The organism is Parvibaculum sp., assembly GCF_002684405.1.
GTDB lineage: Bacteria > Pseudomonadota > Alphaproteobacteria > Parvibaculales > Parvibaculaceae > Parvibaculum.
In genome coordinates this window covers 1-10,919 of the sequence record NZ_NYVD01000066.1, presented here as the reverse complement: position 1 = coordinate 10,919, position 10,919 = coordinate 1, and the positions used below count along the sequence as shown (strand labels likewise).

The following is a 10,919-nucleotide window of genomic DNA, read 5'->3' as shown; positions in this document are numbered from 1 at the left end:
TCGTCGAAATCCGCCGCGACGAAAACGGAAACTGGAAGCCCGTACCGGACAGCGATTTCAACCGCCGCATCACGGCGCTCGATACGCAGATCGAGATCGCCGGCCCCGCCGCGCATCATCCGCGCATGCGCACCGGCGAAGACCCGGTCGGCGGCACCGTCATCGGCACGTTCAACAATTGCGCCGGCGGTATCACGCCCTGGGGCACCTACCTCATGGCCGAAGAGAATGTGAACATGTACTTCATGGGCGATCCCGAAGGGCACCCGGAAGCCGACAAGCTGAAGCGCATGGGCATCCCCACGACCATGTATGGCTGGGGCCGCTTCCACAAACGCTTCGACATTTCTCAGGAGCCCAACGAGCCGAACCGCTTCGGCTGGGTGGTGGAAGTCGATCCGCTGAACCCGACCGCACAGCCCAAAAAACGCACGGCGCTCGGCCGCTTCAAACATGAAGGCTGCGAGAGCATCGTCGCGCAGGATGGACGCCTCGTCGTCTATATGGGCGACGATCAGCGCTTCGAATATCTCTATAAATTCGTCAGCCGGGACCCGGTGGATCTGGTCAACCGCGAGGCCAATGCCGACCTGCTGGATTACGGCACGCTCTATGTGGCGCGCTTCGACGAGGACGGCACCGGCAAATGGCTTCCTCTGGTTTATGGCTGGGGCCCGCTGACCGAGGAAAACGGCTTCCGGTCGCAGGCCGATGTCGTCATCGATGCGCGCCTGGCCGCCGACCTCATGAAGGCCACGCCCATGGACCGTCCCGAAGACGTGCAGCCCAATCCGGTCACCAACCGCGTTTACGTCTCGCTGACCAACAACAGCAAGCGCAAGCCCGACCAGACCGACAAGGCGAACCCGCGCGCAGAAAACGAATGGGGCCAGATCGTCGAGCTCGAACCCTTCGCACAGGACCACGCCGAAGAGGTGTTCGGCTGGAACATGGTTGTGCTGTGCGGCAATCCCGCCGACGAAGCGACAGGCGCAAGCTGGAACGACGAAACCTCGGAGAACGGCTGGTTCGCCTGTCCCGACAATCTCGCCGTGGACAAGGCGGGCCGCCTCTGGGTCGCCACCGACCAGGGCCGCGCCTGGCCGGAGGTAACGGGCTCGGCGGACGGTATCTACGCACTGGAGACGGAGGGCGAGTATCGCGGCACGGGCCGCATGTTCTTCCGCGTGCCCGTTGGCGCCGAAATGTGCGGCCCCTGCTTCACGCCGGACAGCGCCACCCTCTTCGTGGCCGTCCAGCACCCCGGCACCGACGGCACCAACTCTTTCAAGGGTTTCGAACGCAAATCCACATTCGAAGATCCGGCCACGCGCTGGCCGGATTTCAGGGACGACATGCCGCCCCGCCCCTCCATCGTCGCCATCACGCGCGAGAATGGCGGCGAAATCGCGACCTGAGCGATCCCGCGAGCCTCAAGGTTGCGTCAGGCAGCCCGATGGCCCAAGCTGGCACATGGGGCACGGAATGACGCGGCAAAACCATCGCGCGGCAAGCGATGAGGTGGGGGCAGTCCATGCGTGGCGTACTGACGATCATCCTTCTTCTGGTGGCGGCACCTTTCATATTCATTTTCGCTCTGCAGAAGGGCTGGCTTGAAGGCTATGTCAATCCTGACGACATTCCTGCCGAACCCTTCATCCGGGCCGAACTTGCCAATGACACCAATGGCGCGGATCTCAGCCGCCGTATCGACAGCGCGCTCGACGAGGACCGGTTCGACGATGCGGTGATGTATCGCGACATCGCAAGCTACATGAACATGCCGCTCGATCCCGACACCGAGGCCCGCCTGAAACAGGAAGAAGGCTTGCCCGCCACCCTGCTGCGGTCTACCGGCGGGTTCTTCTCCGGCTTCGTCACCGGCGAGGGCGACGACACGGCCTCCATGGCCGGCGCCATCACCTCCGACCTCACCGTGGTCGGCGATGTGCGCGACATCGGGTCGGAAGGCGGCAAGATGATCCAGGGGGAAGACTATTCTCAGTTCATCCTCGGCCTGTCCGTGGTCGGCCTTGCCGCGACGACTGCCACAGTGGCGACGGGCGGCGGCGGCCTGCCCGCCCGGATCGGGGTCTCCATTCTGAAAGTTGCGAAAAAAGCAGGCCGTATCACTGAAGCCTTCGCGAAGAACGTCGCGCGGCTCCTGCGCGAGGCGGTCAATTTCGACAGGCTTCGTGACGTATTGCGCTCGACGGACCTCGCCAACACCTCCGCCACGCGCCGCGCGGTAAGCGAATATGCCGACACGGTCTCCTTTGCGAAGGTAACGCCCCTGCTGGACGATGTGGCCACCCTGAACAGGACCGCCGGTCCCGCCGAAACCGTCCGTCTACTGAAATATGTAGACAATACGGACGATCTCGCCCGCCTCTCCAAAATGAGCGGCAAGCTCGGCACCAAAACCCGCGGCATCATCGAGATCACCGGCAAGACGAGCCTCAGGGCCTTCAAGTCGGTCGCCAACCTCGTCCTGCTGGCTCTTCATTGGATCTGGGAAATCGGCGCGGCCATAGGCGCCATGTTGTTCGGTGGCGTGGTGCGCTCCGTGCGCAAGCGCCGCCGCCAGCGGCGCATCTTCACCTAGGCAATGGTGGTAAGCACGATATCGAGCACCAGCATCCCTGACAGGAAGCTCCAGCCCGACGCGATGCAGCCGGAAAGAAGCAGCCAGTAAGGCGGACGGTTTTCATAGACTTGCGCCATCATCGCATTCCGCATGATGACGACCGGGCCTGCGAAAACCAGCGTCAGAATGCCGAGGATCTGCGTTCTCGCATTCTCGGAAATGAGGTGGAAGCTCGCCGGCTTGTTCGTCACAAGCCTGTAGAAGCTGCCCGTCAGCCCACCCGACACATATCCCGTCGCCACACAGAAGAGAAACACCATTATCGAACTCATTGCCACTTATCGCCCCCAGCCACCCGTTATTCGCCTGAGTCGAGCCGCGCCACACGCTGCCGTGCCGCCCTGTCATCGCGAATTGTCTTATTGTCGATGGAAGTCTTGTTGTTGAGAAGATCGACCGCGAAGCGCTGCACCTCGCTACGGACCCGACCCACGACCGCATCCGGCACGACCTGCCGGTCGAGCAGTTGCACTACATCCGGCCGGCTGACCGCCGCGACAAACGCTTTCGCAGCGCCCCGCCTTGCCGTCTCGCCGATATCGCCCAGCACCGTCTCTGCCGGCACCGTCTCTGACTGTACGGCGTCTTCCGATACCTGATCGTCAGGCCCCAGATCGAACACCATGCCCCCCACCCTGCATGCCCGGAAATCCGGCGCGCAGGCAAAGGCCATCTGGTCGAGCCAGGCAAGACCGTCCGGCCCCGCGGCCCGGTCCACGGCCCCCCGCACAGGGCCGATATAGGCACCGAATGCGACGGTCATTCCCGCGGCCAGGATCAGTTTTGTAAGTGCTCCACTCATGCGCCCTTATCCGCAAGGGTGGTGCCAGTTATCACCGCCATGAACCCAAGCGCGGGATGCCGGAAATGATCTTTTAATTTCAGTGAGTTAAAGAGATAAGGGAAAGCGGGCGGCAAAGCCGTGCGCCCGGACGTTCCGCTTTGTGCCGTGCAGGATTGAATCTCTGTGCCAGCACGGTACAGGATGGCCCGCGAAAAACACCCCGTAATACGCCCGGGAAAACGAAGAGGGAGGACAGGTCCTTGTCATATGGAAGGCGGTCGAACGAGGAACTGGTGCATGAACGCCCGGCCTGGATCATCCCGGCCGCCGTCGCCGCGGGCGTGCTGATCCTTTCCGGCTTCTTCCTCTATTACTATTTCGGCCCGACCACGAAGGAGCTGCTCGGCCTCGATCCGCGCGCCAGCATCGACGGCACGCCCGTGGAAGCCATCGTCGCGGATCGCCGCTTCCTGATCCCCGAAAACTACACGCGCTACCCGGCCCAGCGCAGCGGCGGCGCCCGGCGCGAGATAGACATGCACGCCCTCTGGCCCGATATGGCGCCCTACTCCGCCGAGCATGAGCAGGATTTCGCCAACAACGGTCCCGACTCGGACGTGATCTTCTTTTCGTTCAAGGAAACCGAAACGCCGCTCTCGACCGACAAGCGGCTGAAAAACATCTATTCGAAATATCTTGCTTCGCCCAAGCCGGAAAAGGACGCAACCGGCCTCGAACGCTTCGCCTTCCGGGAGGACTCCGGTTATGGCGACCAGTTCATGCTGGTGGGACAGGATGCGGACCAGCACACGCTGCTGCTCACCTGCGATCGCGACATGCCGCTGGTGGAAAGCCCAAATTGCAGCCGCACGCTCCTCATCGCCCCGAATCTGGAGCTGACTTACCGCTACAAGCGGACGCATCTGAAGGATTGGGCCGAAATCGACCGGAGGATCCGCGCTCTGGCGGCATCCTTCGACACGACCCGGAAGGTCGACGGCCTGCAAGGCTCTTTCACCGACTGAAGAGCCTTGTCCGGGCCGGACTACTCGGGAAGGTCGAAATCGAGGATCGCCATATTGAAGGCGTAGGAAATCTCGCCCTCGTCCTCGTCGCGGAAGATCACGCCGATGAATTCATCGCCGATATAGACCTCGCCGGAATCGTCCTTCTGCGGGCGCTGACGGACCTCGATGGAGGGCAGCTCGAACTTCGTCCGCAGATAAGCTTCGAGACGGGTAATTTCTTTGCGATCCAAGGGATCCCCCAATGAGTAATCGGTCCAAAAGTCCTGAAAAGCCCCGAACGGGCTGATTCCGGCGATCCCGGGTTTTAACCAACTGAACCGCCCCGTGCAAACGCGCGGGGCCCGAAAAGCGGCAATTCGCCACGCTGCGGGGCCCCCGGTGCGGCGCTTCGCCCGATAGCTTTCCCTTGCTGCCCCGTGAGATGGTTGTTCGTCCCGAACGAGGCGAAGGCCAGTCCCGATGAAGCGCCGCACGCAAAGAATGCTGATCGTATTCGCAGTCCTGCTGACGGCGGCCGCTGCCTTGTCCTTCGCCATCGCGCCTGAACAGGCCATACGCGGGGCAAGGGCGCCGGATTACCCCACCGCCAGCGTCACCGATCCCATGGTAACACTGGCCGAGGGCCGAATGGATCAGCGGCTGGTATAGCCGCCATCCACCACCATTTCAGAGCCGGTCATGAAGCTGGCCTCGTCGCTGGCGAGGAACAGCACCGCATTGGCGATTTCCTTGGCGATACCGAGCCGCCCGATGGGATGCAGCATGGTGAGAAGCTCGCGCATCTCGTTCGCGCCGACCTGCTGGCCGCCCATCTCGCCTTTCGCCATCACATCCTGCACCAGCGGCGTATCGATATAGCCGGGATGCACGGAATTGACGCGAATGTCGTATCCCGCTTCCGCGCATTCGAGCGCCGCCGACTTGGTGAGCAGCCTGACGCCGCCCTTCGCCGCATTATAGTCCGACGCATTCGGCTGCCCGACCAGGCCCAGAATAGACGAGATATTGATGATGGCGCCGCCACCGCCCGCGCCTGAATATTTCTTGATGGTGCGGATGCCCCATTTGCAGCCGAGGAACACGCTGTCGAGATCGATGGCGATCACATGGCGCCAGCTTTCCAGCGTCTTTTCCTCGATGGAGGTGGAATCGGGCGCGATGCCTGCATTGTTCACCACGATATGAAGCGCGCCGAATTTCTCTTCCGCGAGCGTTACCGCGGCTTCCCACTGCGCCTCGTCGGTCACGTCATGGGCGATAAACGCCGCCGCACCGCCCGCATTGGCGATCTCATCAGCTATCGCCTGCCCCGCATCGGCGTCCACATCCGTGCAGACGATGCTGGCGCCTTCTTCCGCGAGCCGCTTTGCCGTTGCCGCGCCGATGCCCTTGGCCGCGCCCGTGACCAGCGCCACCTTGCCTTGAAGCCGTCCCATCCCTGTCTCCTTCTTATGTTCCGAGGATTTTTCTCTTATTGAGCTTTCCCTCATTGTGGCCCGCGCACGCGCCGCTTCCAATCGAGAAAACGACGCCAAGCCGTGCTATAGAGCCCGAAAGCGCTCGAAAAGAGCTTTCCATGAAAGAGCAGAGACAGAGGACCCATGGCCGTCGCACTCATCATCACCTTCGAAACCGACCAGCCGGACAGCATCCTGACCCAGCTCCGCGCCTATAAGGAGCGTGAGCTGGACCGCAACGCGCCGGATGGCTTCATAAGCGTCGAATTGAAGGAAGAAGACGGCAAGGTCGTCTATCGCACGGAATGGGCCGACAAGGAGGCGATGGACGAGGTGACGGACAGCGCCCCCTGGGAAGCCAGCCTCGACCTCTGCGACATTTACGCCGATGACCGAAAAGACGAGATTGTGGAGCTATAATGGCTTCACCCATTCACAAATCTCGTTGATCCCATGACAGACGCTGCCGGCTACCCCGCCAACTCCTATTACGTCGCCACGGCAAACGGTATCGAGCCCGTAAGCCCCCTCATGGGCGATGAAAAGGCCGATGTCTGCATTATCGGCGCGGGCTATACCGGCCTGTCGGCAGCGATCCACCTGGCCGAGCGCGGCTATGCCGTCACCCTTCTGGAGGCCGAACGCGTCGGCTTCGGCGCCTCGGGCCGCAATGGCGGCCAGCTCGGCACCGGTCAGCGCCATGATCAGGAAACGCTGGAAAAGGAACTGGGCGACGAATGGGCCGCCCGCCTCTGGGAGCTGGCGAAAGACAGCGTCGCGACCGTCAAGGGCCTCATCGAGCGGCACGACATCCAATGCGACCTTAAACCCGGCGTGCTGCATGCCGCCTGGAAGAAAGGCGACGCGGAGTGGCTGAAGGAAGAAGCCGCTCACATGCAGGACAAATACGGCTACGACCAGATCCGTTATGTCCCGCGCGATGAGATCCGCGACATGGTCGATACCGACCGCTATTGGGGCGGCAATCTCGACATGGGCGGCGCGCATCTCCACCCGCTCAATTACGCACTGGGTCTCGCCCGCGCCGCGCGTTCGCTGGGCGTGACGATCCACGAGCAATCCCGCGTGGTGGACATCAGCCACACCGATCCCGCCATCGTGAAGACGGACAAGGGCTCGGTCACGGCGCCGCATGTCGTGCTGGCCTGCAACGGCTATCTGGGCAAGCTGGAACCGCGCGTCGCGGGCATGATCATGCCCATCAACAATTTCATCGTCGCGACCGAACCCTTGAGCGAGGCGGATGCGCGCAAGCTTATTCGCGACGACGTCTGCGTTCAGGACACGAAATTCGTCATCGACTATTACCGTCTTTCCGCCGACAACCGCCTGCTCTTCGGCGGTGGCGAAAACTACTCGCCCAACTTCCCGAAGGACATTGCGGGCTTCGTCAGGAAGCCGATGTCGCTCGCCTTCCCGCAGTTCAAGGATATCCGCATCGACTATGCCTGGGGCGGCACGCTCGCCATCACGCTGAAGCGCATGCCGCATTTCGGCCGGCTCGCGCCGAACCTCATCTATGCGCATGGCTATTCGGGACAGGGCATCAACATGGCGACGCTGGGCGGCAAGCTGGTCGCCGAAGCCGTCGCTGGACAGGCCGAACGCTTCGACTGGATGGCGAACCTCAAAACACCGAAATTCCCGGGCGGCACGCTACTGCGCTATCCGGGCCTTGTGGCCGGCATGCTCTGGTATGCGATGAAGGACCGCCTGCCGGGCTAGCGGCATTCTCTTTACTGTCATCCCGGCTTTAGGCCGGGATCCAGGGGCGACAGACACAGAGCAAGAAGCCCTGGCCCCCGGGACAAGCCCGGGGTGACAACAAGAAATTGATTTCAGGACTGGCCGTAACCGCCTACTGCCCCGACCCTTCATCCGCTTCCGGGATGACATGGTCCATGGCGTGGCTCGGCTTGTCGCAGCCCGCGCAACCCACGATCTTCGCAGGCACGCCCACCGCCGTGCAGCCTTCCGGCACGTCATGCAGCACAACGCTGCCCGCGCCGATGCGGCTGAACTCGCCGATCTGGATATTGCCGAGCACCTTGGCGCCCACGCTGATAAGCACGCCCCGCCCGACCTTGGGGTGACGGTCGCCCTGCTCCTTGCCGGTGCCGCCCAGCGTCACGTGATGCAGCATGGAGACGTCGTCGCCCACCACGGCCGTCTCGCCGATCACGATACCGGTTGCATGGTCGATGAAAATGCCACGACCGAGCCGCGCCGCCGGATGAATATCCACCGCGAAGAGGTCGGAAATCCGGTTCTGCAGGAAGAGCGCGATGGCCTTGCGCCCCTGTCCCCACAGCCAATGCGCCACGCGGTAGGACTGGAGCGCATGGAAGCCCTTGAAGTAGAGGATGGGCTGGATATAGGTGCTGCAGGCCGGGTCGCGCTCGTAATAGGCAACGACATCGGCCCGCGTGCTTTCGCCGATCGAGGCATCCGCCTTCAGCGCTTCGTCGAACAGCTCGCGAAGCTGCATGGAATGCACTTCGTCATTCCCCAGCTTCTGCGCGAGGTGATAGGAGAGCGCATCGTTGAAGGTGCGGTGATTGAGAATGGTCGCATAAAGGAAACTGGCGAGAATCGGTTCGCCCGACGCCATCTCCGAGGCTTCCTCGCGCACGCGCTCCCATACCGGGTCGCACACGGCAAGGTTCTGCTTGGCGTTTTCCCTTTCAGCCGGCTTAGACATGGCTCGACCCTTCCCTCTGGCCATTCCCCTGAACGTCTTGTCCATGACAGGTTCGGGGCGCGAAATGCCGCTTTGCGCCTCACCGAAGCATGGCGCAGATTGCTGTGAGATTAACACATAGGGGGCAGGGAAACGAGTTCAATAGAAGAACTGACCCCTGCCCCGCCGCGACGTGAATTTGAGGAAAAGACATGCCCATCGTGAAGGCCGGAGATATCGAAATCCACTATGAGCGCGCCGGAGAGGGCCCCCGCCTCCTCTTCATCTCCGGGACGGGCGGCGATCTGCGCAACAAGCCCAATGTCATGGACGGCCCTCTCCCGAAGCATTTCGACACGCTGGCCTATGACCAGCGCGGCCTCGGCCAGACCGTGAAACCCGACGAACCCTATTCCATGGCCCAATATGCCGAGGATGCGGTGAACCTGATGAACGCCATCGGCTGGCAGTCGGCCATGGTGATCGGCGTCTCCTTCGGCGGCATGGTGGCGCAGGAACTGGCGATCACGCACCCGCATGCGGTCGAGGCGATGGTGCTTGCCTGCACCTCGCCCGGCGGTGAGGGCGGCGCCTCCTACCCGCTGCATGAATTGCAGGAAATGACACGCGAGGAGCGCGCCCGCCACATGATCCCGATTTCGGACAGGCGGCATGACGAGGCCTGGGCGAAGGCCAATCCCGACACCTACGAGCAGCTCGTCGCCATGGCCGCCGCCGATCCTTTCGCCGACGAACCGGGCCATGCAATGGGCCAGCGCCGCCAGCTCGAAGCCCGCGCGCAGCACGACACCTGGGACCGCTTGAGCGACATCCGCTCCCCCACCCTCATCTGTGCCGGCAGATATGACGGCATTGCGCGGCCCGAAACGCAGGAGAAAATGGTCTCCCGCATCCCCCATGCCGAGCTTAAATTCTACGAAGGCGGCCACCTCTTCATGCTGCAGGACAAACAGGCCTTCCCGGACATGATCTCGTTTCTCACCGGCGGCGTAATCTGAGCGGCATGCAGCGGGTGAATATCAGCGCATGGAATAGTTTCTATAACCATTTGAAATAGCTGCCGAAAAATACTCCCTCGCCCCGGGCCTTCCTTGTTGCCCTTCTGTTAATGCCATACATTAGCCTCCCGAACGAAGCTGGCACGCGAGGAGGACGCTATGGGCCGCAAGATACTTTTCATCACCACGGACCAGATGCGCTTCGACGCCATCGGCGCGAACGGCAACAAGGTGGCCCGCACGCCCACCATCGACAGGCTGGCGGCGGAAGGCATCAACTATTCCCGCGCGCACAACCAGAACGTCGTCTGCATGCCCGCTCGCTCCACCATGATTACGGGGCAATATGTCTCGACCCATGGCGTCTGGATGAACGGCGTGCCGCTGCCCGCCGACGCCCCCAGCGTCGCGGCGGAACTGCATGACAGGAAGGGCTACAAGACCTCGCTCATCGGCAAGGCGCATTTCGAGCCGTTTCTCGATCTGGAATTGAAGTTCTATGAAAACCGCATGGCGCGGATCGGCGAATACGGCCCCCATCGCGGCTTCGACCACATGGAACTCGCCACGCATTCCCCGCTCATCCTTCACTACAATGAATGGATGAAGAAGCACGACCCGGAAGGGCTGAAGGGCTTCTATCAGAACCTCGACGACAAGTTTCAGGTGAACGCGGCGGGCGGCGGCGAAACGGGCGGCTGCCAGCTTCACTACAACCCCATCTCCCGCGAGCACTATCACACCGATTGGGTCGCCGACCGCACCGTCGCATGGCTCGATAGTCTGCAGGCTGACGATGACTGGTTCTGCTGGATGTCCTTCCCCGATCCGCACCACCCCTGGGATCCGCCGCAATCGGAACTCAGCCGCCATCCGTGGAAGGAAACGCCCCTGCCCGATTTCTATCCGGGCTCGAAGGAAAAGATCGAGGACATCCTCAAAGGCAAGCCGCGCCACTGGATGGAATATTACACGGGCGAGCGCGTGACGAATTTCGAAGCGCCGCCGGAGTTCCGTCCCTGCGACATGACCGCCGATCAGGTGCAGGAGATCAACGCCTTCACTCATGTCGAAAACGAACTGATCGACGAGGCGGTTGCAAAAGTCATGGCGCATATCGAGGCGCGCGGCTGGGGCGACGATGTGGATGTGATCTTCACCACCGACCATGGCGAGTTTCAGGGCGAATACGGCCTCCTCTTCAAGGGGCCCTATCACGTCGACGCGCTGATGCGCCTGCCCTTCATCTGGCGCCCCGCGAAATCGGCGGGCGTCGCGCCCGG

General features: G+C 62.2%; 13 protein-coding genes. 8 read left to right on the top strand and 5 right to left on the bottom strand.

Annotation, left to right across the window (positions count from 1 at the left end; translation table 11 throughout):
* Together CMI59_RS05605 and CMI59_RS05600 are read left to right on the top strand one after the other, a co-directional pair.
* The coding region (locus CMI59_RS05605) for a PhoX family phosphatase (RefSeq protein ID WP_293325849.1) at positions 1-1,418 on the top strand (1,418 nt) is incomplete at its 5' end.
* 116 nt (positions 1,419-1,534) lie between these two features.
* A complete protein-coding gene (locus tag CMI59_RS05600; RefSeq protein WP_293325846.1) occupies positions 1,535-2,605 on the top strand; it encodes a hypothetical protein in 1,071 nt (356 codons plus the stop codon).
* Here the strand turns inward: CMI59_RS05600 and CMI59_RS05595 are convergent.
* Both CMI59_RS05595 and CMI59_RS05590 read right to left on the bottom strand, forming a co-directional pair.
* The gene (locus CMI59_RS05595) at positions 2,602-2,919 is read right to left on the bottom strand and encodes a hypothetical protein (RefSeq protein ID WP_293325843.1); all 318 of its coding nucleotides are present in this window, start codon (positions 2,917-2,919) and stop codon (positions 2,602-2,604) included. The two genes, CMI59_RS05600 and CMI59_RS05595, sit on opposite strands and share 4 nt — an antisense overlap.
* Positions 2,920-2,945: 26 nt before the next feature.
* Positions 2,946-3,449: a hypothetical protein gene (locus CMI59_RS05590; protein WP_293325839.1), complete on the bottom strand. Its 504-nt coding sequence runs from the start codon at positions 3,447-3,449 to the stop codon at positions 2,946-2,948.
* 242 nt (positions 3,450-3,691) lie between these two features.
* Here CMI59_RS05590 and CMI59_RS05585 point away from each other — a divergent pair, with 242 nt between their 5' ends.
* Positions 3,692-4,456 (top strand): hypothetical protein, encoded by a 765-nt coding sequence (locus CMI59_RS05585; protein ID WP_293325836.1) that lies wholly within the window; start codon positions 3,692-3,694, stop codon positions 4,454-4,456.
* A gap of 20 nt (positions 4,457-4,476) precedes the next feature.
* Here CMI59_RS05585 and CMI59_RS05580 read toward each other — a convergent pair whose 3' ends face one another.
* Positions 4,477-4,689 carry a DUF3126 family protein gene (locus CMI59_RS05580; RefSeq protein WP_293325834.1) on the bottom strand — a complete coding sequence of 71 codons (213 nt, stop codon included), beginning with the start codon at positions 4,687-4,689 and terminating at the stop codon, positions 4,477-4,479.
* Positions 4,690-4,939: 250 nt separating this feature from the next.
* Here CMI59_RS05580 and CMI59_RS05575 point away from each other — a divergent pair, with 250 nt between their 5' ends.
* Positions 4,940-5,107 (top strand): hypothetical protein, encoded by a 168-nt coding sequence (locus CMI59_RS05575; protein ID WP_293325832.1) that lies wholly within the window; start codon positions 4,940-4,942, stop codon positions 5,105-5,107.
* Here the strand turns inward: CMI59_RS05575 and CMI59_RS05570 are convergent.
* On the bottom strand, positions 5,092-5,895 hold the full coding sequence (locus CMI59_RS05570) for a glucose 1-dehydrogenase (RefSeq protein ID WP_293325829.1): 804 nt from the start codon (positions 5,893-5,895) through the stop codon (positions 5,092-5,094). The two genes, CMI59_RS05575 and CMI59_RS05570, sit on opposite strands and share 16 nt — an antisense overlap.
* A gap of 165 nt (positions 5,896-6,060) precedes the next feature.
* Here CMI59_RS05570 and CMI59_RS05565 point away from each other — a divergent pair, with 165 nt between their 5' ends.
* Positions 6,061-6,336 (top strand): hypothetical protein, encoded by a 276-nt coding sequence (locus CMI59_RS05565; protein WP_293325826.1) that lies wholly within the window; start codon positions 6,061-6,063, stop codon positions 6,334-6,336.
* A 33-nt stretch (positions 6,337-6,369) separates the two neighbouring features.
* Complete coding sequence (locus CMI59_RS05560; protein ID WP_293325823.1) at positions 6,370-7,662, top strand: FAD-binding oxidoreductase; 1,293 nt, start codon at positions 6,370-6,372, stop codon at positions 7,660-7,662.
* 133 nt (positions 7,663-7,795) lie between these two features.
* On the opposite strand, the gene cysE is transcribed toward CMI59_RS05560, so the two are convergent.
* The gene (cysE, locus tag CMI59_RS05555; protein ID WP_293325820.1) at positions 7,796-8,638 is read right to left on the bottom strand and encodes a serine O-acetyltransferase; all 843 of its coding nucleotides are present in this window, start codon (positions 8,636-8,638) and stop codon (positions 7,796-7,798) included.
* Between the two features lie 191 nt (positions 8,639-8,829).
* Between cysE and CMI59_RS05550 the strand changes: the two genes are divergently transcribed.
* Positions 8,830-9,636, top strand: coding sequence for an alpha/beta hydrolase (locus CMI59_RS05550; RefSeq protein WP_293325818.1), 807 nt, complete (start codon positions 8,830-8,832; stop codon positions 9,634-9,636).
* Between the two features lie 159 nt (positions 9,637-9,795).
* The coding region (locus CMI59_RS05545) for a sulfatase-like hydrolase/transferase (RefSeq protein WP_293325815.1) at positions 9,796-10,919 on the top strand (1,124 nt) is incomplete at its 3' end.

Bases quoted from the DNA above. Each gene is read 5' to 3' on its own strand.
- CMI59_RS05600 (WP_293325846.1), top strand. From the start codon at position 1,535: ATGCGTGGCGTACTGACGATCATCCTTCTTCTGGTGGCGGCACCTTTC.
- CMI59_RS05595 (WP_293325843.1), bottom strand. From the start codon at position 2,919: ATGAGTTCGATAATGGTGTTTCTCTTCTGTGTGGCGACGGGATATGTG.
- CMI59_RS05590 (WP_293325839.1), bottom strand. From the start codon at position 3,449: ATGAGTGGAGCACTTACAAAACTGATCCTGGCCGCGGGAATGACCGTC.
- CMI59_RS05575 (WP_293325832.1), top strand. From the start codon at position 4,940: ATGCTGATCGTATTCGCAGTCCTGCTGACGGCGGCCGCTGCCTTGTCC.
- CMI59_RS05570 (WP_293325829.1), bottom strand. From the start codon at position 5,895: ATGGGACGGCTTCAAGGCAAGGTGGCGCTGGTCACGGGCGCGGCCAAG.
- CMI59_RS05565 (WP_293325826.1), top strand. From the start codon at position 6,061: ATGGCCGTCGCACTCATCATCACCTTCGAAACCGACCAGCCGGACAGC.
- CMI59_RS05560 (WP_293325823.1), top strand. From the start codon at position 6,370: ATGACAGACGCTGCCGGCTACCCCGCCAACTCCTATTACGTCGCCACG.
- cysE (WP_293325820.1), bottom strand. From the start codon at position 8,638: ATGTCTAAGCCGGCTGAAAGGGAAAACGCCAAGCAGAACCTTGCCGTG.
- CMI59_RS05550 (WP_293325818.1), top strand. From the start codon at position 8,830: ATGCCCATCGTGAAGGCCGGAGATATCGAAATCCACTATGAGCGCGCC.